This is a genomic window from Xanthomonas cucurbitae, from assembly GCF_002939885.1.
Taxonomy (GTDB): Bacteria; Pseudomonadota; Gammaproteobacteria; order Xanthomonadales; family Xanthomonadaceae; genus Xanthomonas; species Xanthomonas cucurbitae.
Window position 1 is genome coordinate 70,530 of record NZ_MDED01000013.1, and the last position, 23,429, is coordinate 93,958.

Genomic DNA, 23,429 nt, shown 5'->3' on the forward strand with positions numbered 1-23,429 from the left:
ACAGATGCGACTTCTTCCATTTCCCCTGTTGTGCGTCTTGGCCTGGCAGGCGATGTCCGTACAAGCGGCAGAGCCGGAGGTCAGGAACCGGGTTGTGGTGATCGAGAACGTCAAGCTGGACTATGCCCAGGTGTTGAACGTGGAGCCGGTGTACCAGACCTTGCGCGCCACCCGGATCGAAGAACAATGCGAAGCTGACCAGGCCGTGTCGGTGGCAGCTTCGCTTGGTGACGACGAAAGTCGCATCAACCGCATGGTGGATTCGGTCAGGGAGATGTTCTCGCGCCGCCCAGAGTCGGTTGCGCCAGCCGCAGTGCCGCCGACCAGTACGCGTCGCAACTGCAAGGTGGTGGAGGTGCCGCGCGAGTTCCGCCGGCCGATCGCCTTCGACGTGGACTACGTCTACAAGGGCACCAAGTACCGCTCGCGGCTGCCCGAAGATCCGGGCAACCGGCTGCGCATTCGCGTCTCGGTGACCCCGTACATTCCCGACGCCATCGTCGCGCCGCCACGGTGAGTGGCGTAGCGGTTGCGCCGTGACCGCATGCGTGCGAGGATTCGCGCCCTATGCAAGCAAACGCCTTTCAGCACGACACCAGCGCCGCCCGGATGGCCTCCGGCATGACCTCGCGTGCCCGCCGACCGGAATCCCACATTTTTGCTGGGTAACCGGGGCGTTTTGCTGCCTGTTTTCGAAAACCCAGCCCTCAGGCTGGGTTTTTTCGTTTTGGCGTCACAAAAGTTTCAACCGCAAGAAACGCGCATGTCGCGCACCCCGTCGCTCCCGGCGGACCACGCAGCAGAAGTACGCAGCAAAGGATCGATCGATGTCACTGAAGCACTTCTTGAACACCCAGGACTGGAGTCGCGCCGAACTGGACGCGCTGCTGACCCAGGCCGCGCTGTTCAAACGCAATAAGCTGGGAAGCGAGCTGAAGGGAAAATCGATCGCGCTGGTGTTCTTCAACCCGTCCATGCGCACCCGCACCAGCTTTGAGCTGGGTGCGTTCCAGCTCGGCGGGCATGCGGTGGTGCTGCAGCCGGGCAAGGATGCGTGGCCGATCGAGTTCAATCTGGGCACGGTGATGGATGGCGACACCGAAGAGCACATCGCCGAAGTGGCGCGCGTGCTCGGCCGCTATGTCGATCTGATCGGCGTGCGCGCGTTTCCGAAGTTCGTCGACTGGTCCAAGGACCGCGAGGACCAGGTGCTCAAGAGCTTCGCCAGGTATTCGCCGGTGCCGGTGATCAACATGGAGACCATCACCCACCCGTGCCAGGAACTGGCGCATGTGCTGGCGCTGCAGGAACACTTCGGTACGCCGGATCTGCGTGGAAAGAAGTACGTGTTGACCTGGACCTATCACCCCAAGCCGCTCAACACCGCGGTGGCCAATTCCGCGCTGACGATTGCAACGCGCATGGGCATGGACGTGACCTTGTTGTGCCCGACGCCAGACTACATCCTGGACCAGCGCTACATGGACTGGGCGGCACAGAACGTGGCCGAGAGCGGCGGCTCGCTGCAGGTGAGCCACGATATCGACAGTGCCTACGCCGGTGCCGACGTGGTGTACGCCAAGAGCTGGGGCGCGCTGCCGTTCTTCGGCAACTGGGAGCCGGAAAAGCCGATCCGCGACCAGTACCAGCACTTCATCGTCGACGAGGCCAAGATGGCGCTGACCAACAACGGCGTGTTCTCGCATTGCCTGCCACTGCGTCGCAACGTCAAGGCCACCGACGCGGTGATGGATTCGCCCAACTGCATCGCCATCAACGAGGCGGAGAACCGACTGCATGTGCAGAAGGCGATCATGGCGGCGCTTGCGTCGCAAGCGGGAATAGGGAATCGGGATTAGAGAATCGCAACAGCAACACCCTTGGCCCCCACCTTTACGTACTAAGGAACATTGATGAGCGCTGCTTCCACCAATCCCGAATCCCCACTCTCCACTCCCGGCACCAAGGACATCGTCCTGGCGTTCTCCGGTGGTCTCGATACCAGCTTCTGCATTCCGTATCTGCAGGAGCGTGGTTATGCGGTGCATACCGTGTTCGCCGATACCGGAGGGGTGGATGCCGAAGAGCGTGACTTCATCGAGAAGCGTGCCGCCGAGCTGGGCGCGGCCAGCCATGTCACTGTCGATGGTGGCCCGGCAATCTGGGAAGGCTTCGTCAAGCCGTTCGTGTGGGCGGGCGAGGGCTACCAGGGCCAGTATCCGTTGCTGGTGTCCGACCGTTACCTGATCGTCGATGCCGCGCTCAAGCGCGCCGAAGAGCTGGGCACACGCAGCATTGCGCACGGTTGCACCGGCATGGGTAACGACCAGGTGCGTTTCGACCTGGCGGTGAAGGCGTTGGGCGACTACCAGATCGTGGCGCCGATCCGCGAAATCCAGAAGGAACACACCCAGACCCGTGCCTACGAACAGAAGTATCTGGAAGCGCGCGGTTTTGGCGTGCGCGCCAAGCAGCAGGCCTACACCATCAACGAGAATCTGCTGGGCCTGACCATGTCCGGCGGCGAGATCGATCGCTGGGAAGCGCCGGGTGAGGGCGCGCGTGGCTGGTGCGCGCCGCGCAGCGAATGGCCGGCCGACGCGCTGAGCGTGACCCTGAAGTTCGTCGAAGGCGAAGCGGTGGAATTGGACGGCAAGGTGCTGCCCGGCGAGCAGATCCTGGCCCGCCTCAACAAGCTGTTCGCGCCCTACGGCGTGGGCCGTGGTGTCTACACCGGCGATACCGTGATCGGCTTGAAGGGCCGCATCGTGTTCGAAGCGCCTGGCCTGATCTCGCTGCTCACCGCGCATCGCGCGCTGGAAGATGCAGTGCTGACCAAGCAGCAGAACCGCTTCAAGCCGGACGTGGCGCGCAAGTGGGTGGAACTGGTGTACGAAGGCTTCTATCACGACCCGCTCAAGACCGACATCGAGGCGTTCCTGCAGTCGTCGCAGTCCAGGGTCAACGGCGAGGTCACGCTGGAAACCCGTGGTGGTCGCGTCGATGCGGTGGCGGTGCGTTCGCCGCACCTGCTCAACACCAAGGGCGCGACCTACGCGCAGTCGGCCGATTGGGGCGTGGAAGAGGCCGAAGGCTTCATCAAGCTGTTCGGGATGAGCTCGACGGTGTATGCGCAGGTGAATCGCTGAACCCGGCATGCAGGTGCCTTGATGCTGACTGCAAGTTCCTTCTCCCGCGTGTGGGAGAAGGTGGCGCGTAGCGCCGGATGAGGGCGAGGCTGTGGCACTGCCCCCATCCGCCCTTCGGGCACCTTCCCCTGCGGGCGGGGGAAGGGTTGTATGACGTAAAAAACTATTCCCCATTCGGCCACACGCCACCACGCTGCCCGACGCAACCAGACGCAATCAATGACCACACTGCTCGACAACACGCTGACCCACCTGGAGACCCTGGTGTCCTTCGACACCCGCAATCCGCCGCGCGCGATCACCACCGCTGGCATCTTCGATTACCTGCGCATGCAGTTGCCCGGCTTCCAGGTCGAGGTGATCGACCATGGCGACGGGGCTGTCAGCCTGTATGCGGTGCGCGGCACACCGACGTATCTGTTCAATGTGCATCTGGACACGGTGCCGGATTCGCCGCACTGGAGTGCCGACCCGCACGTGATGCGGCGCACCGATGACCGCGTGATCGGGCTGGGCGTGTGCGACATCAAGGGCGCGGCAGCGGCATTGGTGGCGGCGGCCAATGCCGGCGATGGCGATGCGGCGTTTCTCTTTTCCTCTGACGAAGAAGCCAACGACCCACGTTGCATCGCGGCGTTTCTGGCGCGCGGCCTGCCGTATGAAGCCGTGTTGGTGGCCGAGCCGACCATGAGTGAGGCGGTGCTGGCACATCGCGGCATCAGCTCGGTGTTGATGCGCTTTGCCGGCCGCGCCGGGCATGCCTCGGGCAGGCAGGACCCATCTGCCAGCGCGCTGCACCAGGCAATGCGCTGGGGCGGCAAGGCGCTGGAGCATGTCGATTCATTGGCACATGCACGCTTCGGCGGGCTGACCGGCCTGCGCTTCAATATCGGCCGCGTCGATGGCGGCATCAAGGCCAATATGATCGCGCCGGCGGCCGAGCTGCGCTTCGGTTTTCGACCGCTGCCATCGATGGAGGTGGATGGCCTGCTGGCGACCTTCGCCGGGTTTGCCGACCCTGCAGCGGCGCATTTCGAAGAAACCTTTCGCGGCCCGAGCCTGCCGTCCGGTGATGTTGCGCGCGCCGAAGAGCGCCGCCTGGCCGCGCGCGACGTGGCCGACGCGCTGGACCTGCCGATCGGCAACGCCGTGGACTTCTGGACCGAGGCCTCGCTGTTCTCCGCCGGCGGCTACACCGCGCTGGTCTACGGCCCGGGCGACATCGCCCAGGCGCACACCGCCGATGAGTTTGTGACGCTGGAGCAGTTGCAGCGTTATGCCGACTCGGTCCATCGCATCATCAACGGTTCCCGCTAAACCGACCCTTGCGCCTGGCGCTTCCTTCCTCTTTCGAACACGGCAATGTCCTTCCCAGCACAGCCCCACAAACAGACCCGCCAGACCATCGTGCGCCTGCTTTCGAGCATGGCCAGCGCGAAGGAAATCAGCCAGTACCTCAAGCGGTTTTCGCAGCTCGACGCCAAACGCTTTGCGGTGGTCAAGGTGGGCGGGGCGGTATTGCGCGACGATCTGGAAGCGCTGACCTCGTCGCTGTCGTTCCTGCAGGAAGTGGGGCTGACCCCGATCGTGCTGCATGGCGCAGGTCCGCAGCTGGATGCCGAACTGTCGGCCGCCGGCATCGAAAAGCAGACCGTCAACGGCTTGCGGGTGACCTCGCCCGAAGCGCTGGCGATCGTGCGCAAGGTGTTCCAGGCCTCCAACCTCAAGCTGGTGGAAGCGCTGCAGCAAAACGGCGCGCGCGCCACCTCCATCACCGGCGGCGTGTTCGAAGCGCACTACCTGGATCGCGAGACCTATGGCCTGGTGGGTGAGGTCAAGGCGGTGAATCTGGCACCGATCGAAGCCAGCCTGCAGGCCGGTTCGATTCCGGTGATTACCAGCCTGGGCGAAACGCCCAGCGGGCAGATCCTCAACGTCAACGCGGATTTTGCCGCCAACGAATTGGTGCAGGAGCTGCAGCCGTACAAGATCATTTTCCTCACTGGCACCGGCGGCCTGCTGGATGCCGATGGCAAGCTGATCGATTCGATCAACCTGTCCACCGAGTACGAGCACCTGATGCAGCAGCCGTGGATCAACGGTGGCATGCGGGTGAAGATCGAACAGATCAAGGACCTGCTCGACCGGCTGCCGCTGGAGTCGTCGGTGTCCATCACCCGGCCGGCGGACCTGGCCAAGGAACTGTTCACCCACAAAGGCTCCGGCACGCTGGTCCGGCGCGGCGAGCGCGTGCTGCGCGCCGCCTCCTGGGACGAACTGGATCTGCCACGGCTCAAGTCGCTGATCGAATCCAGCTTCGGCCGCACCCTGGTGCCGGACTATTTTTCCAGCACCACGCTGTTGCGCGCCTACGTCAGCGAAAACTATCGCGCTGCGGTCATCCTCACCGACGAAGGCCAGCTCGGCGAAGGTCGGTTGATCTACCTGGACAAGTTTGCCGTGCTCGACGACGCACAGGGCGAGGGTCTGGGCCGGGCGGTGTGGAATGTGATGCGCGAAGAAACCCCGCAACTGTTCTGGCGCTCGCGCCACAACAACCAGGTCAATATCTTCTACTACGCCGAATCCGACGGCTGCATCAAGCAGGAGAAGTGGAAGGTGTTCTGGTACGGGCTGGAGACCTTCGAGCAGATCCAGCACTGCGTGGCGCATTGCGCCACGCGTCAGCCGACCTTGCTGGGCTGAGCCGGTGACCCTCTCGCGGACGGCCATCGCACGGTTGGGCACACAGCGGGACGGGGTGTTGCGCAATCACAGCCGCCACGCCGACGGCACGCCGCGCGATACCGTGGTGTTCTCCATCATCGATACGGAATGGGCCGGGGTCAAACGCCACCTGCCGTTCCGCCTGGAAGCAAACGCATGAGTGTTCAAGCAACTACCACTATCGGCATTGTCGGCGCCCGCGGGCATACCGGTTCGGAACTGATCCGGCTGGTGGCGGCGCACCCGCATCTGCAGCTGGTTTTCGTGTCCTCGCGCGAACTGGCCGGGCAGGCCGTGGCCGACCACAACGACGGCTATCACGGCGACCTGCGGTTCAAAAGTCTGGACGCCGACGCGGTGGCTGCCAAGGCGGCCGACGTGGTGATCCTGGCACTGCCCAATGGCAAGGCCGAACCGTTCGTGGCCGCGATCAATGCGGCCAAGCCGCAGACGCTGGTGATCGATCTATCCGCCGACTATCGCTTCGATCCGGGCTGGTATTACGGCCTGCCCGAACTCACCCGTGCGGGTTATGCCGGGCAACGGCGCATCAGCAATCCGGGGTGCTACGCCACTGCCATGCAGCTGGTGATCGCGCCGCTGCTGGATCAGCTGGCCGGCCCGCCGCAGTGCTTCGGCGTGTCCGGCTATTCCGGTGCCGGCACCACGCCCTCGGACAAGAACAACCCCGAGCTGCTCGCCGACAACCTGATGCCGTATGCGCTGACCAACCACATGCACGAGCGCGAAGTCTCCGCCCAGCTCGGTGTGCCGGTGGAATTCATGCCGCATGTGGCGCCGCATTTTCGTGGCATCACCATGACCGTCAATGCCTGGCTGCAGCAGCCGCTGACGCGCGAGCAGCTGCAGGCCCGCTATGCGCAGCGCTACGCCGATGCGCCGCTGATCGAGTTGGTGGACGAGGCGCCCTGGGTCAGCCGCATCGCCGGCCGGCACGGCGTGCAGATCGGCGGCATCACCCTGGCGCCTGGCAACAAGCGGGTGGTGGTGGTGGCGACGCTGGACAACCTGCTCAAGGGCGCGGCGACGCAGGCGATGCAGAATCTCAACCTGGCGTTTGGCTGGGACGAATTGACCTCGATTCGTTGATGCGAGTCCCTCGCAAAAGCCCGCACCTCTATGATGCGAGTCCCTCGCAAGAGCCCGCACATCCATGTGCGGGGGTTTAAATCAGACGATTTATCTTGAGACGCTTTCCGATGACCAATCTGTTGTGGCAAAAACCCGGTGTGGCGGTGGACGCCAAGATCCAGGCCTTCCTGGCCGGCGGCGACGTGATCCTGGACCGCGAGTTCTTCCTGTACGACATCGCTGCCAGCACGGCGCATGCGCAAGGCCTGCAGCACATCGGCATTCTTGACGCCGACGAGCTGGCCGGTCTAAAGCGCGAGCTGGCGGTGTTGGCCGATGATTTCCGCAGCGGTGCCTTCGTGTTGGACGAGCAGTACGAGGATTGCCATTCGGCCATCGAAGCGCGCCTGACCGAGCGCCTGGGCGATGCCGGCCGCAAGATCCATACCGGGCGCAGCCGCAACGACCAGATCTTGGTAGCCACACGTATGTGGTTGAAGGACAAGTTGCAGCGCGTGGCCGAACTCAGTCGCGAGATCGCCAAGGTGGCGCTGGACCGCGCCCAGGTCGAGGCGGCGTTGCCGGTGCCTGGTTACACGCATATCCAGCGGGCGGTGGTGTCTTCGGCGGGCATGTGGTGGGCCGGCTGGGCCGAGGCCTTCATCGACAACGCGGTGCGCGCCAACGCCACCTTGCAGCTGGTGGACAGCAATCCGCTCGGTACCGCGGCCGGTTACGGCGTCAATCTGCCGTTGGATCGTGCGCACACCACCGCCGCGCTGGGATTCGCGCGGCTGCAGGTCTCGCCGATCTATGCGCAGCTTTCGCGCGGCAAGTACGAGCTGGCCGCGCTCGAGGCGCTGGGCAGCGCAACGCTGGATCTGCGGCGTATCGCCTGGGACCTGTCGCTGTTCACCAGCGGCGAGTTCGCGTTTGTCGCGTTGCCGGCGCAGTACACCACCGGCAGCTCGATCATGCCCAACAAGCGCAACCCCGATGTCATCGAATTGATGCGCGCCACCCACGCCAGCGTGGCGGCGGCGCGTACCGAGATCGAACAGCTGCTGTCGCTGCCGTCCGGTTACCACCGCGATCTGCAGAGCAGCAAGGGCGCCATCGTGCACGGTTTCGGCCGCGGCCTGGCCGCGCTGGAATTGCTGCCGGCGCTGTTGGCCAACCTGGAATGGCGTCCGGACAAGCTGCAGGCGGCGATCGATTCGGGCATGTATGCCACCGATGTGGCGGTGGAAGCCGCGGTGGCCGGGGTGCCGTTCCGCGATGCCTACAAGGCCGCCGCCGAAGCCTCGGACACTGCAGGGCAGGGGCGCACGCCGGAAGGCAGCCTGGCTGCACGCGTCTCGCCCGGTGCGGCGGCAGACCTGCAGCTGGATGTGTTGCGGGCACGCTGGCAGGCGCTGGTCTGATGAGCGTCGTCAATCGTGCCTCGGCCCCGCATTACCACTGGGGTGGAACCTGCGATGGCTGGCATTTGCTGGATGTGCCGGACTTGAGCGTCATCGAGGAGCGCATGCCGCCCGGTGCCAGCGAAACCTGCCACCGGCACCTGCGCGCGCGGCAGTTCTTCCGCGTCCTCGACGGCGAGGCGGTGCTGGAACTGGACGGCACCGCGCATGTGTTGCGCGCTGGCGATGGTCTGCATGTGCCGCCCGGCGCGGCTCACCAGATGCGCAACGCATCGATGGCCGATGTGCGCTTCCTGGTGGTGTCTTCGCCGCATAGCCATGGCGATCGCTATGCGGCCACTGAGGAATTTCCGCAATGACAACGCTCTATCTGGTCCTGGCCATGCGCCTGCCCAGTTTCAACGATGCCGCCATCCAGCCGCATCGCGACTTCTTGGAGGCGCTGCGGGCACAGGGCAAGCTGCATCTCACCGGCGGGTTCACCGACGGCAGCGGCGGTGCCTATGTGCTGTGCAATGTGGACACCTTGGCGCAGGCGCAGGCCATCGTTGCCAGCGATCCATTGGCGACCCTGCAGGCCTCCGAGCTGAGCGTGCACGAATGGACCATCCGCTGAGGCCGCGCCCATGACGACCTCACCGGCTGCGGATGCCGTGTCCCCGTTTATCGAGCAAGTGCTGCCGCCATGGCGACGCGCGGTCCTCAAGGTTGGCAGCAGCCTGCTCGCCGCCGATGGCGGCGGCCTGTCGCCGCGTTTTGCGCTGGGGCTGGCACAGTTCGTCTCGGCCAATCTGGCAGCCGGGCGCGAACTGGTGATCGTGTCCTCCGGCGCGGTGGCTGCCGGCCGCGCAATCCTGCCGAAGGCCGCCGAGATCGGTGCGCCGATCGCCGCGCGCCAGGCGCTGGCCGCGCTCGGGCAGGCGCAACTGATCGCACTGTGGCAGCGCTTCTTCGAACGCCCGGTGGCGCAGGTGCTACTCACCCACGACGACCTGCGCAACCGCCGCCGCTACCTCAATGCGCGCGCCACCCTGGGCGAACTGCTGCGGTTGGGTGCGCTGCCGGTGATCAACGAGAACGACACCGTGTCGGTGGACGAGCTCAAGCTGGGCGATAACGACAACCTGGCCGCGATCGTCGCTGCGCTGGTCGATGCCGATGCCTTGTTCATCGCGACCGACATCGACGGGCTGTACAGCGCCGACCCGCGCAGCAACCCGATGGCGCGCGCGCTCGACGAGGTGCCCGACCTCACGCCCGAGGTATTGGCGATGGCCGGCGGCAGCGGCAGCAGCGTGGGCACCGGCGGCATGCGCACCAAGCTAGAGGCTGCCGCCAAGGCCGGCGCAGCCGGTATCGAAACCTATCTGTTCAATGGACGCAGTGGCGAGGTGGTGCGTGGGTTGGCGCAGGACCGCCTGCGCGGCACCCGCATCCACGCCGCGCGCACGCGCATTGCCGCACGCAAGTACTGGCTGCGGCATGCCCCGGTGGAAGCCGGCGCGATCCTGATCGATGCGGGCGCGGCCACCGCGCTGAGCGAGAAGGGCGCCTCGCTGTTGCCCGGCGGCGTGGCCGGTGCGCAAGGCGATTTCCGTCGCGGCGACATGGTGGAGATCCGCCTGCGCGACGCCGACGGCGAGCGCTGTCTGGCGCGCGGGGTCAGCCAGTATTCGGCGCTGGATATCCGCCGCATCGCCGGCCGCCATTCGCGCGAGATCGACAACGTGCTTGGGTATAGCTACGGCGAGAACGTGGTGCACCGCGACGACCTGGTGCTTTTGTAGCCGGGAATCGGGAATCGGGAATCGGGAATCGGGAATCGCAACAGCGTTTCCAGCTGACTTTCCCGCTGCCGATTTCGTTGCCGTAAAGTGGTGGCGCCCGCTTTTACCATTCCCGATTCCCCACTCCCGATTCCCCCAATGACCATCAAATCCCTCGCCCTGCAATGTCGTGATGCCGCGCAGGTGCTTTCGCAGCTTTCCGCGCAGGCCAAGCAGGATCTGCTCGAGGCGATGGCTGCCGCGTTGGAAGCCGACACAGCCTCGATCCTTGCCGCCAATGCGCGCGATCTCGATGCTGCGCGCGCCAAGGGCACCGGCACCGCCATGCTCGATCGGCTGGCGCTGGACGACAAGCGCCTGGCTGGCATCGCTGCCGCATTGCGCGAGGTGGCGCAGCTGCCCGATCCGGTCGGCCAGGTCACCCGCGATGACACCCGTCCCAACGGCATCCGGGTGCAGAAGGTGCGCGTGCCGCTGGGCGTGATCGCGATGATCTACGAAGCGCGTCCCAACGTGACCGCCGATGCGGCGGCGCTGTGCATCAAGGCCGGCAACGGCGTGATCCTGCGCGGCGGTTCGGAAGCGATCCATTCCAACACCGCGATCGCGCAGGCCTTGCAGCGTGCCTTGCGCGCGGCAGAAGTGCCGGAGGCAGCCCTGACGCTGGTGCAGGACCTGCGCCGCGAGACCATGCTGGAGTTGTTGCAGCTGACCGACATCGTCGACCTGGCGATCCCGCGCGGCGGCGAGGGCCTGATCCGCTTCGTCGCCGAACACGCGCGGGTGCCGGTCATCAAGCACTACAAAGGCGTCTGCCATCTGTTCGTGGACGCCTCGGCCGACCTGGAGCTGGCGGTGCGCCTGTTGGTCGATGGCAAGGCAAGCCGCCCCTCGGCCTGCAACGCGCTGGAAACCCTGCTGGTGCACGCCGATGTGGCAGACCGCTTTCTGCCGCTGGCTGCCCACGCCCTGCAGGCGCGCAAGGTGCAGTTGCGTGGCGATGCAGCCACGCGTGCGCTGCTGCCGGACATTGCCCCTGCCAGCGAGGCAGACTACGCCGCCGAGTTTCTCGACCTGATCCTGGCGATCCGGGTGGTGCCGGATCTGGACGCCGCGCTGGCGCATATCCACACCTACGGCTCGGACCACACCGAAGTGATCGCCACCGGCGATGCGGCCAATGCCGAACGTTTTGTGCAGGCATTGCGCGCGGCGGTGGTGATGGTCAATGCCTCGTCGCGGTTCTCCGACGGCGGCGAGCTCGGTCTGGGTGCGGAGATCGGCATCTCCACCACGCGCCTGCATGCCTATGGCCCGATGGGGCTGGAGGCTTTGACGGTGGAGCGCTTCGTGGTGCGCGGCGAAGGTCAGGTCCGGCACTGAGCGCTGGCTGGCGCGCAGCAGAAGGCGCTGCACTCCGGCGCTGATCGACAGTACGCGCGCGCAAGGCATCAACGCGCGCCGCAGGCGTGGTCAGGCGGCGCGTCACCCTCCGCTCCCCTGACCTTGGTCGGTCAGGCCAGCCTACCCGCATGCCGCCTCTCCTGGCGCTGGCGCCAATCCACCAACCACGACCTTTGACACTCCCCCGGCAGGCGCGGGCTTGCCTACAGTCGGCAATTGCCCCCCAACCATGCTATCCGGAGTCGTCGATGCGCCGTCTTGCCGCCTGCCTGCTCGCCACCGCCATTGCCGCCGCCACCGGCAGCGCCTTCGCCCAGACTGCGGCGATGACGCCGGACATCACCGGCAAGCCCTTCGTCGCGAGCGATGCCGCCAACGACTACATCAAGCGCGAGGTGATGATCCCGATGCGCGACGGGGTCAAGCTGCACACCGTGATCGTGCTGCCCAAGGGCGCGCACAAGGCGCCGATGGTGCTGACGCGCACGCCATACGACGCCAGCGGGCGGACCGAGCGCATGGCCTCGCCGCACATGAAGGACCTGCTTGCGCAGGGCGATGATGTCTTCGTCGAAGGCGGCTACATCCGGGTGTTCCAGGACGTGCGCGGCAAGTACGGCTCGGAGGGCGACTACGTGATGACCCGGCCGCTGCGCGGCCCGCTCAATTCCAGCGAGGTGGACCATGCCACCGACGCCTGGGACACCATCGACTGGCTGGTCAAGAACGTCGCCGAATCCAACGGCAAGGTTGGCATGATCGGGTCCTCGTACGAGGGCTTTACCGTGGTGATGGCGCTGACCAACCCGCATCCGGCGCTCAAGGTGGCAGTGCCGGAAAGCCCGATGATCGACGGCTGGATGGGCGATGACTGGTTCAACTACGGCGCGTTCCGCCAGGTGAACTTCGACTACTTCACCGGCCAGCTTGCCCAGCGCGGCAAGGGCACCGGCATCGCGCGGCAGGGGCATGACGACTACAGCAACTTCCTGCGTGCCGGCTCGGCCGGCGACTTCGCCAAGGCGGCCGGTCTGGAGCAGTTGCCGTGGTGGCACAAGCTCACCGAACACGCCGCCTACGATGCGTTCTGGCAGGAGCAGGCGCTGGACAAGGTGATGGCGCGCACGCCGCTGAAGGTGCCCACGATGTGGCTGCAGGGGCTGTGGGACCAGGAAGACATGTGGGGCGCGATCCACAGCTACGCGGCGATGGAACCGCGCGATAAAGGCAATACGCTCAACTATCTGGTGATGGGCCCGTGGCGGCACAGCCAGGTGAACTACGACGGCAGCTCGCTGGGCGCGCTGAACTTCAACGGCGATACCGCGCGGCAGTTCCGTTCCGAGGTGTTGCGCCCGTTCTTCGACCAATACCTGGTCGACGGCGCGCCCAAGGCCAGCACGCCACCGGTGTTCATCTACAACACCGGCGAGAACCATTGGGACCGCCTGCAGTCCTGGCCGCGCAGTTGCGCCAAGGGCTGCGCGGCAACCAGCAAGCCGCTGTATCTGCAGGCCGGCGGCAAGCTGTCGTTCCAGGCACCGGCCGCCGGGCAGCCGGGCTTCGAAGAATACGTCTCGGATCCGGCCAAGCCGGTACCGTTCGTGCCGCGCCCGGTGGATTTCGCTGACCGCAGCATGTGGACCACCTGGCTGGTGCACGACCAGCGTTTCGTGGACGGGCGTCCGGATGTGCTGACCTTCGTCACCGAGCCGCTGACCGCGCCGCTGCAGATTGCCGGCGCGCCGCAGGTGCATCTGCAGGCCTCCACCAGCGGCAGCGACAGCGATTGGGTGGTGAAGTTGATCGACGTGTATCCGGATGAGATGGCGTCCAGCCCGAAGATGGGCGGCTATGAACTGCCGGTGTCGCTGGCGATCTTCCGCGGACGGTATCGCGAGAGTTTCAGCGCGCCCAAGCCGCTGGCGCCCAATCAGCCGCTGGCGTTCGAGTTCGGTCTGCCCACCGCCAACCACATCTTCCAGCCCGGCCACCGGGTCATGGTGCAGGTGCAGTCCAGCCTGTTTCCGCTGTACGACCGCAACCCGCAGACCTATGTGCCGAACATCTTCTTCGCCAAGCCGGGCGACTACCAAAAGGCCACCCAGCGCGTCTATGTGACGCCCGACCAGCCCAGCTACATCACTCTGCCGGTGCGCTGACCGCACGGGCGCCGCGTGCCGGCGGCGCCCAGCTGTCTTCCAGCAACTGCGGGCGGCAGGCCACCCAGCCGGCCACCAGCTGGATCAGGATACAGATCACCAGGAAGACGAACGGAAACGCCCAGCCGCCGCTGTGCGCGTGCAGCCAGCCGAACAGGAACGGTCCCAGGCAGCTCACCGTATAGCCCACGCCCTGCGCAAACCCCGACAGCGCCGCCGAGCCGGCAGCGGTGCGGCTACGCTGGTTGACCAACACGAGCGCCAACGGGAATGTGCTGGAGCCCAGCCCGAGCAGGGTCACCCACAGCACCGGCGCCGCCAGCGGTGCCCACCACAGCCCGGCGAACGCGAACAGATGGCAGCTCGCGCACCCCAGCACCATCGGGAAAGGATTGCGCATGCGCACCGCCAGCGCCGGCATGGTCAACCCGCCGACCATGCCCAACGCCGAAAACAGCGCCACCATGGTGCCGCCGAAGGCGGGCGAGCCGCCGGCTTCGCGCAGCAGCGTGGGCAGCCAGGTGAACATCGAATAGGTGACCAGCGAGGTCATGCCGAAGGTCACTGCCATGCCCCAGCCCAGGGCCGTCCGCGCAACGCGGCCTTCGGCTTCGGGGGTCGGGGTGATCGCGGCGGGGCCGGTAGCACGCAGATGCCCCGCACTGGTGTGCACCAAAGCCCAGGCGGCCAATGCCAGCAGGGCCGGCAGCACCCACACCACCATCGAACTGCGCCAGCCCAGCGCGTCGGCCACCGGGACTGCCAGCAAGGCCGGCAGCAAGGTACCCACCTGCAACACAGTGATGTAGAGCGTGCTGACCCGACCCACGCGGTCGCCGAAATAGCGCTTCACCAACGGCGGCAGTACCACGTTACCCATGCCCATGCCGGCCAGCGCCACCAGCGAGCCTGCCAGCAACCCGCCGGTGCCCGGCAGCAGCGGCCGCAGGACCAGCCCAAGCGTGGCCAGGGCCATCGACAGCATCGCCGTCTGTAGCAGGCCGACGCGGCGTAACACCGTAGGCGTGGCGACGCCCGTCAGGGCGAACGCGGCGGTGGGCAACATGCCCAGCGCGCCCATGGTCGGCGCCCCGAAGGCGTACTCATCGGCGATGCGTTCCAGCAGCGGCGTCAGCGAGGTGACCGCCGTGCGCAGGTTGAAGGCCGACAGCAGAATGGCGGCCAGCACCAGCCCGCGACCACGCAGCTGGGCGGACGGGGAGAGCGTGGCAGTAACAACAGACATGCAAGGACCATCCGCACCGTGCACATCCGTGCAGCGGCGCCTGAAAACACAAAACCGGCGCGAGGCCGGTTTTGTGTTTTGAAACTGGTCGGGGAGACAGGATTCGAACCTGCGACCTCTACGTCCCGAACGTAGCGCTCTACCAGACTGAGCTACACCCCGAAGGAGCCGCGTATGTTACATAGGCAGTGCGTAATCGGCAAGCACTTGACGCAACTTTTTACTGCGGCGGTTGACCTTGCTCCTGCTCGCGCGCTTCGAACCACATGCCGTTGAGCACGGCGGCCAGTGCAGCCAGGCCGGTGCCGAGAATCCAGGCGAAATACCACATCGGTGTGCTCCTTGAAGTGGATGAAAGTGAGAAGCCAGGTTGCAGCGACGCCTGCGCATTGCCGCACCAACGCGACTCAGTAAGCGTTGGGATTGGACGACAGTTGGTCGGCAGTGACCTTGCCGCGCAGCACGCGATAGACCCAGGCGGTGTAGGCCAGGATGATCGGCATGAACACGGTGGTGGCCAGCAGCATGATCCACAGCGTGAGCCGGCTGCTGGAGGCATCCCACAGCGTCAGGCTGGCGCTGGGTGCGGTGGAGGAGGGCAGCAGGAACGGAAACAGCGCAAACCCCACGGTGAAGATGATGCCGACAATGCCGCTGCCGGAGGCGATGAAGGCCAGGCCGCCGCGTCGCGCACGCAACAGCAGCGCGCTCATCGCCAGGCCCAGCAGTCCCACTAACGGCGCCAGCAAGGTTGCCGGCATGCTGTGGTAGTTGTGCAGCCAGCCACCGGCGGCGGTGAGCGCCGCGGTCTTGGCCAGCGGATTGGACTGCGCATCGGTCGGCAGGACCGAGGTCACCGCATAGCCGGGCAGGCCGAGCGCCACCCAGGCACCGCCTGCGGCGAACAAGGCCACCGCACACCACGCGGCAATACTGCCCAGGCGCGCGGCACGTTCGGCCACCGGGCCATCGGTCTTGAGCACCAGCATGGCCGCACCATGGGCGAGCAACATTGCCACGCTGAGCAGGCCGGCCAGCAACGCGAACGGCGACAGCAGCCCAAGCAGATTGCCGGTGTAGAACGTACGCATGCTGTCGTCGAAGTGGAACGGTACGCCCAGCAGCACGTTGCCCACCGCCACGCCCAGGATCAGCGCAGGAATGAAGCCGCCGACGAACAAGGCCCAGTCCCAGGTGTCGCGCCAGCGTTGATCGGGAAGCTTGCCGCGGAACTTGAAGCCCACCGGGCGCAGGATCAACGCGAACAGGATCACGAACATCGCCAGGTAGAACCCGGAAAAACTCACTGCATACAATGGCGGGAACGCAGCGAAGATCGCGCCGCCGCCCAGGATCAGCCAGACTTGGCTGCCCTCCCAGACCGGGCCGATGGTGTTGATCACCAGCCGGCGCTGTACATCGTCGCTGGCAACGAACGGCAGCAGCGCGCTCACGCCCAGGTCGAAGCCGCCCATCACCGCATAGCCGGACAGCAGCACGCCCAGCAACAGCCACCAGATCACGCGCAAGGTGGCGTAGTCGAGCAAAACGAAATCCATGAGGTCTCTCCTTCGATTACGGGGCGCTGCCGGCCACGGCGCCGTGGCTGGGCGGAGCATTGCGTGCGGGTGCGTCGTTCGCCGGGGCTGGCGGGAACAACACGTCCGATCCCTTGCGAATGGTCTTCAGCGACAACTTGATCGCGATCACCAGCAGCGTGGTGTACAGCGCGGTGAAGCCCACCAGGGTCAGCACGATCTCGTACAGGTCCAGCCCGGAGGCCGCGTAGAACGTCGGCAGCACGCCTTCCACCGCCCATGGCTGGCGGCCGTATTCGGCAACGAACCAACCGCATTCGATCGCGATCCACGGCAGCGGCAAGGTCCATACCGCCAGCGTGAGGAACCAGCGTTTTTCCTGGAAGTTGTGCTTGCAGGCGAGCCAGAACGCTGCCGCGAAGAAGGCGATCAGATAGATGCCGATGGCCGCCATGATGCGGAAGGTCCAGAACAGCGGCAGCACCCGCGGCACGGTGTCCATCGCCGCCTGCGCGATCTGTTCGGGGGAGGCATTGCCGATATCGTCGCGGTAGCGCTTGAGCAACAGGCCGTGGCCCAGGTCCTGCCAATGCGCATCGAAGACCTTGCGTGCTTCGGCATCGTTCTTGTCGGCACGAATGCGTTGCAGTGCGCCGTAGGCGATCTGGCCGCCGCGGATGCGGTGTTCGGCGCGTTCCACCAGTTCCATGATGCCGGGGATGGGCGTATCCAGCGATCTGGTGGCGATCAGGCCCATCAGGTAGGGAATCTTGATCGCGTAATCGTTGCGATGGGTCTGCTGGTTGGGGATGCCGAAGGCGGTGAAGTCGGCTGGTGCGGCTTCGGTCTCCCACATCGCTTCGATCGCGGCCAGCTTCATTTTTTGGTGTTCGTTGGCCGCATAGCCGCTTTCATCGCCCAGTACCACCACCGACAGCGACGACAGCAGGCCGAACGCTGCGGCCACCGCGAAGGAGCGACGCGCCATCTCCAAATGCTTGCCGCGCAGCAGGTAGAACGCGCTGATCGACATCACGAACACCGCGCCCAGCACGTAGCCGGCACTGACGGTGTGCACGAACTTGGCCTGCGCCACCGGGTTGAACAGCACCGCGACGAAATCCACCACCTCCATGCGCATGGTGTCCGGGTTGAACACCGCGCCGACGGGGTTCTGCATCCAGCCGTTGGCGATCAGGATCCACAGCGCCGAGAAATTGCTGCCCAGCGCCACCAGCCAGGTGACGACCAGGTGCTGCACCTTGCTCAGCCGGTCCCAGCCCAGGAAGAACAGGCCCAGGAAGGTCGCTTCCAGGAAGAACGCCATCAGCCCTTCGATCGCCAGCGGCGCACCGAAGATGTCGCCCACGTAGTGGCTGTAGTACGACCAGTTCATGCCGAACTCGAACTCCATCACGATGCCGGTACCGACACCCATGGCGAAGTTGATGCCGAACAGCACGCCCCAGAACATGGTCATGCGCCGCCAGATCTGCTTGCCGGTCATGACGTAGACGCTTTCCATGATGCCGAGCAGGAACGACAAGCCCATGGTGAGTGGCGGGAAGATGAAGTGGTACATCGCGGTGATTGCGAACTGCAGCCGCGACAGTTCAACAACGGTCGAGTCGATCATGGCGGGCGGGCCTGGTTGGGTGTCGATGAAGGAGTTGCATCAATCATCTGCGCTTGCCGCGCCCTGCGCGTTGATCCAGATCAATGCGGCTGGGAGACAGTGCGGCAAAATGCCCGTCCCGACCGGGGGAGGAGACCATTACAATGGCACTATCGAGCAGTTTTCGGAACGCGATGTGAGCCAACCCGGCGCAGGAGCCAGCGACACGCCCGCCCAGCGCCGACAGCGCGGCCAACGGCTGGACGCGCTCGCCGTCTCGGCCACCCGTCAGCGCCGGCTGGCCGGCGTGGCAATAGCGTTGTCGGGTGTGCTGCTGCTGGCACAGGCGGGGACCATTGCCTGGTTGCTGCAGGCGGTACTGGTGCAGCATCTGGCACTGTCGCAGCTGCGCGAGGCGGGTGCTGGCCTGCTGCTGGCGGTGTTCGGCCGTGCGCTGCTGACGGCCTGGGCGCAGTCGCTGACCGGCGAGGTGGCCGATGTCGCCAAGCGGGAACTGCGCGCCCGCATCGCTCGCCGCCTGGTGCAGCACGGGCCGGTGTGGTTGCGCCGGCAACGCAGCGGCGAGCTGGGCGAGCTGAGCCTGGCGCACACCGATGCGCTGGAAGGCTATTTTGTCGGCTACCAGCTGGCGCGGACCGAAATGCGGCTGGTGCCGCCGCTGATCCTGATCGCGGTGTTCTCCATCGATTGGGTGGTGGGCCTGGTATTGCTGCTGACCGCACCGCTGATTCCGTTCTTCATGATGCTGGTGGGCTGGGGCGCCGAAGCGGCCGGCCGCGAGCAATTGCGCGAGATGGCCCGCATGGGCGGGCACTTCGCTGACCGGCTCAAGGGTCTGGGCCTGCTGCGCGTGTATGGCCGCGGGCAGGCCGAATTGAGCGGCATTGGCGCCGCGGCCGAGGGCGTGCGCGAGCGTTCGCTGAAAGTGCTGCGCATCGCGTTTCTGTCCTCCACCGTGCTGGAGTTCTTTGCCTCGGTGAGCGTGGCGATCGTGGCCTTGTACTTCGGCCTGAGCTATCTGGGCATGCTCGATCTGCACGGCCTGCCCACGCTGGGCGCCGGCATGTTCTGCCTGTTGCTGGCGCCGGAATTCTTCGCGCCACTGCGGCGGCTGGCCGCCCATTACCACGACCGCGCCAATGCGCTGGCCGCCGTGGCCGAGGCTGAGCGCTTGCTGGAAGGCTTTGCAGACGACGCTGCAACCCGCGTGGCGATGCCGCTGCTTGCTGCCGCAGCGCCGGCGCAGATGCCCTTGCTGCAGGCGAGCGAATTGGCGTTGCGTCCTCCCGGCGCGCCGCAGGTGGTGGTCGAGCGGTTTTCGCTGGTGCTGGAACCCGGGCAACGGGTGGCGCTGATCGGCGCCAGCGGCAGCGGCAAGAGCACGCTGCTGGAAGGCCTGGCCGGCTGGCTCACCCCGGAAGCGGGCAGCCTGGTGCTGCGCCCCGGCACGCGGGTGGGCTATGCCACGCAACGGCCATACCTGTTCCACGGCAGCATTGCCGACAATCTGCGCCTGGCCGACCCGCAGGCCAGCGACGCGCGGCTGCATGCCGTGGCCGAGGCTGCGCAGGTGATGCGTTTTGCCGCGCAGCTGCCGGAGGGCCTGGACACGGTGATCGGTGAACGTGGTTTCGGGCTCTCCGGTGGTGAAGCGCGTCGCGTTGCGTTGGCGCGGCTGCTGCTGCGCGAGCCGGCGGTGTTGCTGCTGGACGAACCCACCGCCTTCCTCGACCCGGAGACCGAAGCAGAGTTGCTGCGCTCGCTGGGCGTGTTCGCACGCGGCCGTGCGCTGGTGCTGGCCACGCATAGCGCGGCGGTGATGGCATGGGCCGATACGGTGATCGACCTGCGCGGGGCGAGTGTGGGAGCGCAGCTGTCATGAGCGCTGCACGCCACGACCGTCTGCGCGACGTCTTCGCCCGGCATGCCTGGCGGCTGGGTCTATCGGCACTGTTGGTGCTGGTCACCCTGCTGGCCGGGGTAGGCCTGCTGGCCTTGTCTGGCGGCTTCCTGACTGCTGCCGCCCTGGCCGGCGTGGTCGGCATGGGCGCCGGCTTCAATTTCTTTTCGCCCTCGGCCGGCATCCGCGCCCTGACGTTCGCGCGCATCGTGTCGCGCTATGGCGAAAAACTGATCGGCCACGATGCCACCTTGCGTATCGCCCGCGATCTGCGCGTGTGGTTCTTCCGCCGCGCCCTGCCGCTGGCACCGGGGCGCCTGTCGGCCACGCGGACCGGCGATCTGCTGGCGCGGCTGATGTCCGACATCGGCGAGGTCGATGGCGTGAGCGTGCGCGCGCTGGCGCCGCTGGCGGCATTGCTGGGCATCTGGGTGGCTGGCATGGTGGCTGCCGCCTTGATCCATCCGCCTGCGGCGCTATTGCTGCTGACCTTGGGTGTGGCGATCGGCGGGCTGCTGCCATGGCAAGTGGCACGCGGCGGCGCGCAGCGCGAGCAACTGCGCGCACGCCAGCGCACGCAGTTACGGACGCGGGTATTCGAGGGCCTGGAAGGCGCAGCGGATCTGGCTGCGGTCAACGCCCAGGATGCCTGGCTGCAGCAGGTCGATGCGGACTCTGCGGCGCTGGGCGACGGCGATCGCCTGCAGCGCCGGCGGTTGATCGGCGGCAACCTGCTGCATGCGATCTGCGGCGGCATCGGGTTGGCCGGCATGCTGTGGCTGGCACTGCGCGCCGCCGAGCAGGGCGCGATCACTGCCGAGATGGCGGCCGCGCTGGTGTTTCTCACCATGGCGTTGCTGGACGGGTGGGCCGGCGCCGGGCTGGCCCTGCAGGCGCTGCAGAGCGCGTGCGTGGCGGCCGGGCGGTTGCAGGCCATTGTCGATCAGGCACCCTCGGTCAGCGACCCGGCCCAGCCCGCCGAGGTGCCGCGCACGGGCACGCTGCAGTTGCAACAGGTGTCCTTCGCCTGGCCAGGTAGCGTGCGTCCGGTGCTGCAGGCACTTGATCTGACCCTGGCAGCCGGTGAGCGCATCGCCATCAGCGGCGACAGCGGCAGCGGCAAGAGCACCTTGTCGGCGCTGCTGCTGCGGTTGTGGGATCCGCAGGCCGGGCAGGTCCGCTATGCCGGTATCGATCTGCGGCAGTGCGCGCAGGCGCACTGGCATCAGCGCATTGCCTGGTTGCCGCAGCATGCGCCGGTGTTTGCCGGCAGCGTGCGCGAAAACCTGCTGATCGGCGATGCCGACGCCAGCGACGCTTCATTGTGGGCCGTACTCGACCAGGTGCGTCTACGCGACTGGGCCAGCGCGCAGAACGGGCTGGAGACCTGGGTTGGCGAGAATGGCGCCACGCTGTCTGCCGGCCAGGCACGCCGCCTGGCGTTGGCGCGCGCCTTGCTGCGCGATGCACCCATCCTGCTGCTGGACGAACCCACCGACGGGCTCGATGTGGATACCGCCCACGCCTTGCTGCTGGATCTGGCCGCCGCGCTCGGCGAGCGCAGCCTGGTGATGATTACCCACGACAGCGTGCCCGCCGGTGTCGTGCACCGGCATTACCGCATGCGTGATGGAACGCTGCAGCCGCTGGAGTGAGCGGCCTCGCAATGGGTGCGCCGCTGCGCGCGCGACGCAGGGGGCGATGTTCCTCAGCTTGTCAGATACACCGCCCAGGCCAGGGCCGCAGCGTTGGCGAGCGCGCTGGCCCAGAACGCGATCTGGAACGAGATCTTGGCGGTCTTGTGCCGGAACAGCGATTGCGCCAGCACTGCGCCGGGCCAACCGCCGAGCAATGCGATGGCATGCAGGGCCGCTTCCGGGGTGCGGCGCTGGCCGCGCGTGGCGGAGGTCTTGTCCAGCCGATAGGCGATCAGTGCCGCAATGCTGGTGGCCGCGTACCAGAGTGCGATCGCAGCCGGCAGCCGATCGGCCAGCACCAGGCCAAGCATCCCCACAGCGAACAGGCCGGCCAGCAGCCGGCGCGGCAGCGCACTGCTGGCGGTTTGCGGTGGCCGTGGTCTGGATCTGGCCCTCAACCTGGCAATCAGCAGGCGTCCAGGAAGTCGCGGACCGCCGGGCCGAAGCGGGCGAAATCCACCAGGAAGGCATCGTGGCCCTGCGGCGAGTCCAGGCCGATGAAGCGGGTATCCGCACCACCGGCGCGCAGGCCATCGGCGATCTGTTCCTGTTGCTGCACCGGGAACAGGATGTCGGTGTTGGCGCCGATCGACAGCGCGCGCGCGATGCGGATGCGCGACAGGCCGGCCAGCACCTTGTCATCGCTGGAGCCCTGGCTTGCCGACGGGTTGCCGAGGGGCGCGCTGGTGTTGCGGGCGGCAGCCAATGGCGTCTGTGCGCTCGGTGCTGGCTCGGCGTAATCGGCCAGGTCGAACCAGTCCATTGAGCGGCTCAGGTACAGATAGCAGTTGGGATCGAAGAAGCGCACGAAGCGGCGTGCGTGGCCTTCCAGATAGCTTTCCACCTGGAATTCCAGCCCGAACGGATCGTCGGCGGCCTGCTCGGAATCCAGCCGCACGCGGCCAAAGCGCCCATCCCATTCCAGCGCCGAACGATAGGTGATGACGCCAAGTTTGCGTGCCATGCGCATGCCCGATTCCGGGTAGTGGGTATCGTCGTAATGGCCCCCGTTCCAGTTGGGGTCCAGCCGGATCGCCTCGCGCTGCAGCGAGCGGATGGCGATAGAGAATGGCAAGGCCTGCGCGCTGCCGGAGATGTTGATATGGCTGCGCGCGATGCCGGGGTGGCGCAGCAGCAGCGCCAGCGCGGTCATGCCGCCCATCGAATTGCCGATCAGGCAGGCCAGTTGCGCGATGCCCAGCCCACGCACCACATCGGCGGCGGCATCGGCCACGTCTTCGATCGACAGATCCGGAAACCCCAGCCGATAGCGCTCGCCGGTGGCCGGATCGATCGAGGCCGGTCCAGTGGAACCCTTGCAGCTGCCCAGCGAATTGACGCAGACCACGAACCAGCGTGTGGTGTCGATCGGTTTGCCCGGCCCCAGCATTGCTTCCCACCAACCCGGTTCCGGGTTGGCCTGGTTGGCTGCGGCATGCGCGTTGGGCGACAGCCCGGTGACGATCAAGATCGCGTTGCTGCGATCGGCGGCCAACGTGCCCCAGGTCTCGTAGGCGATGTACGCCTGATGCAGCACGCCGCCGCGCTTCATTGCAAACGGCGAGGGCAGGGCGTGGAACAGGGTGCCGGTGGGGATGAATTCGGTCATGGGGGTGGGAATTGGGAATCGGGAATCGGGAATCGAGAGGAGCGACTGGCTGTGCTCT

General features: G+C 66.3%; 20 protein-coding genes, 1 tRNA gene and 1 pseudogene. 15 read left to right on the plus strand and 7 right to left on the minus strand.

Annotated features, from left to right (window positions below; genetic code table 11):
• Nucleotides 1-4 precede the first annotated feature (4 nt).
• The 13 genes and pseudogenes from XcuCFBP2542_RS08960 to XcuCFBP2542_RS09020 all read left to right on the plus strand — a co-directional run bounded on the left by XcuCFBP2542_RS08960 (nucleotide 5) and on the right by XcuCFBP2542_RS09020 (nucleotide 13,745).
• Complete coding sequence (locus tag XcuCFBP2542_RS08960) at nucleotides 5-517, plus strand: hypothetical protein (protein WP_104603279.1); 513 nt, start codon at nucleotides 5-7, stop codon at nucleotides 515-517.
• Between the two features lie 310 nt (nucleotides 518-827).
• A complete protein-coding gene (locus XcuCFBP2542_RS08965) occupies nucleotides 828-1,859 on the plus strand; it encodes an N-acetylornithine carbamoyltransferase (RefSeq protein ID WP_104603237.1) in 1,032 nt (343 codons plus the stop codon).
• 54 nt (nucleotides 1,860-1,913) lie between these two features.
• A complete protein-coding gene (locus XcuCFBP2542_RS08970) occupies nucleotides 1,914-3,149 on the plus strand; it encodes an argininosuccinate synthase (protein WP_104603238.1) in 1,236 nt (411 codons plus the stop codon).
• Between the two features lie 219 nt (nucleotides 3,150-3,368).
• Entirely contained in the window at nucleotides 3,369-4,466 is a 1,098-nt protein-coding gene (locus XcuCFBP2542_RS08975; protein WP_104603239.1) for an acetylornithine deacetylase, read from the plus strand.
• A gap of 45 nt (nucleotides 4,467-4,511) precedes the next feature.
• Entirely contained in the window at nucleotides 4,512-5,855 is a 1,344-nt protein-coding gene (locus XcuCFBP2542_RS08980) for an acetylglutamate kinase (RefSeq protein ID WP_104603240.1), read from the plus strand.
• Nucleotides 5,856-5,868: 13 nt separating this feature from the next.
• A pseudogene (locus XcuCFBP2542_RS08985) lies at nucleotides 5,869-6,036 on the plus strand (GNAT family N-acetyltransferase); the annotation flags it as partial.
• On the plus strand, nucleotides 6,033-6,986 hold the full coding sequence (argC, locus tag XcuCFBP2542_RS08990; RefSeq protein ID WP_104603241.1) for an N-acetyl-gamma-glutamyl-phosphate reductase: 954 nt from the start codon (nucleotides 6,033-6,035) through the stop codon (nucleotides 6,984-6,986). The pseudogene XcuCFBP2542_RS08985 and the gene argC, both read left to right, overlap by 4 nt.
• A 110-nt stretch (nucleotides 6,987-7,096) precedes the next feature.
• Nucleotides 7,097-8,392 carry an argininosuccinate lyase gene (locus tag XcuCFBP2542_RS08995; RefSeq protein ID WP_104603242.1) on the plus strand — a complete coding sequence of 432 codons (1,296 nt, stop codon included), beginning with the start codon at nucleotides 7,097-7,099 and terminating at the stop codon, nucleotides 8,390-8,392.
• Nucleotides 8,392-8,751, plus strand: a complete 360-nt coding sequence (locus XcuCFBP2542_RS09000; protein WP_104603243.1) for a cupin domain-containing protein — start codon at nucleotides 8,392-8,394, stop codon at nucleotides 8,749-8,751. Before XcuCFBP2542_RS08995 ends, XcuCFBP2542_RS09000 begins: the two co-directional genes overlap by 1 nt.
• On the plus strand, nucleotides 8,748-9,008 hold the full coding sequence (locus XcuCFBP2542_RS09005) for a YciI family protein (RefSeq protein WP_104603244.1): 261 nt from the start codon (nucleotides 8,748-8,750) through the stop codon (nucleotides 9,006-9,008). The genes XcuCFBP2542_RS09000 and XcuCFBP2542_RS09005 overlap by 4 nt, the downstream gene beginning before the upstream one ends.
• A gap of 10 nt (nucleotides 9,009-9,018) precedes the next feature.
• A complete protein-coding gene (gene proB, locus XcuCFBP2542_RS09010; RefSeq protein ID WP_104603245.1) occupies nucleotides 9,019-10,179 on the plus strand; it encodes a glutamate 5-kinase in 1,161 nt (386 codons plus the stop codon).
• Nucleotides 10,180-10,317: 138 nt separating this feature from the next.
• The gene (locus XcuCFBP2542_RS09015) at nucleotides 10,318-11,562 is read left to right on the plus strand and encodes a glutamate-5-semialdehyde dehydrogenase (RefSeq protein ID WP_104603246.1); all 1,245 of its coding nucleotides are present in this window, start codon (nucleotides 10,318-10,320) and stop codon (nucleotides 11,560-11,562) included.
• 269 nt (nucleotides 11,563-11,831) lie between these two features.
• Nucleotides 11,832-13,745, plus strand: coding sequence for a CocE/NonD family hydrolase (locus XcuCFBP2542_RS09020; RefSeq protein ID WP_104603247.1), 1,914 nt, complete (start codon nucleotides 11,832-11,834; stop codon nucleotides 13,743-13,745).
• Here XcuCFBP2542_RS09020 and XcuCFBP2542_RS09025 read toward each other — a convergent pair.
• The 5 genes from XcuCFBP2542_RS09025 to XcuCFBP2542_RS09045 all read right to left on the minus strand — a co-directional run bounded on the left by XcuCFBP2542_RS09025 (nucleotide 13,726) and on the right by XcuCFBP2542_RS09045 (nucleotide 18,165).
• Nucleotides 13,726-14,991, minus strand: a complete 1,266-nt coding sequence (locus XcuCFBP2542_RS09025; RefSeq protein WP_104603248.1) for a CynX/NimT family MFS transporter — start codon at nucleotides 14,989-14,991, stop codon at nucleotides 13,726-13,728. The two genes, XcuCFBP2542_RS09020 and XcuCFBP2542_RS09025, sit on opposite strands and share 20 nt — an antisense overlap.
• 85 nt (nucleotides 14,992-15,076) lie before the next feature.
• Nucleotides 15,077-15,153: transfer RNA gene (locus tag XcuCFBP2542_RS09030), tRNA-Pro, on the minus strand.
• A gap of 58 nt (nucleotides 15,154-15,211) precedes the next feature.
• Entirely contained in the window at nucleotides 15,212-15,322 is a 111-nt protein-coding gene (gene cydX / locus XcuCFBP2542_RS09035) for a cytochrome bd-I oxidase subunit CydX (protein ID WP_104603249.1), read from the minus strand.
• 76 nt (nucleotides 15,323-15,398) lie between these two features.
• Nucleotides 15,399-16,550, minus strand: coding sequence for a cytochrome d ubiquinol oxidase subunit II (cydB, locus tag XcuCFBP2542_RS09040; protein ID WP_104603250.1), 1,152 nt, complete (start codon nucleotides 16,548-16,550; stop codon nucleotides 15,399-15,401).
• Between the two features lie 16 nt (nucleotides 16,551-16,566).
• Nucleotides 16,567-18,165 carry a cytochrome ubiquinol oxidase subunit I gene (locus XcuCFBP2542_RS09045; protein ID WP_104603251.1) on the minus strand — a complete coding sequence of 533 codons (1,599 nt, stop codon included), beginning with the start codon at nucleotides 18,163-18,165 and terminating at the stop codon, nucleotides 16,567-16,569.
• Nucleotides 18,166-18,274: 109 nt separating this feature from the next.
• Here XcuCFBP2542_RS09045 and cydD point away from each other — a divergent pair, with 109 nt between their 5' ends.
• Both cydD and cydC read left to right on the plus strand, forming a co-directional pair.
• Nucleotides 18,275-20,047, plus strand: a complete 1,773-nt coding sequence (gene cydD, locus XcuCFBP2542_RS09050) for a thiol reductant ABC exporter subunit CydD (protein ID WP_104603252.1) — start codon at nucleotides 18,275-18,277, stop codon at nucleotides 20,045-20,047.
• Complete coding sequence (gene cydC / locus XcuCFBP2542_RS09055) at nucleotides 20,044-21,720, plus strand: thiol reductant ABC exporter subunit CydC (protein WP_104603253.1); 1,677 nt, start codon at nucleotides 20,044-20,046, stop codon at nucleotides 21,718-21,720. Before cydD ends, cydC begins: the two co-directional genes overlap by 4 nt.
• 53 nt (nucleotides 21,721-21,773) lie before the next feature.
• Here the strand turns inward: cydC and XcuCFBP2542_RS09060 are convergent, their stop codons facing one another.
• Together XcuCFBP2542_RS09060 and metX are read right to left on the minus strand one after the other, a co-directional pair.
• Nucleotides 21,774-22,160, minus strand: coding sequence for a DUF1294 domain-containing protein (locus XcuCFBP2542_RS09060; RefSeq protein WP_249027632.1), 387 nt, complete (start codon nucleotides 22,158-22,160; stop codon nucleotides 21,774-21,776).
• Between the two features lie 8 nt (nucleotides 22,161-22,168).
• The gene (metX, locus tag XcuCFBP2542_RS09065) at nucleotides 22,169-23,371 is read right to left on the minus strand and encodes a homoserine O-acetyltransferase MetX (protein WP_104603255.1); all 1,203 of its coding nucleotides are present in this window, start codon (nucleotides 23,369-23,371) and stop codon (nucleotides 22,169-22,171) included.
• Nucleotides 23,372-23,429 lie beyond the last annotated feature (58 nt).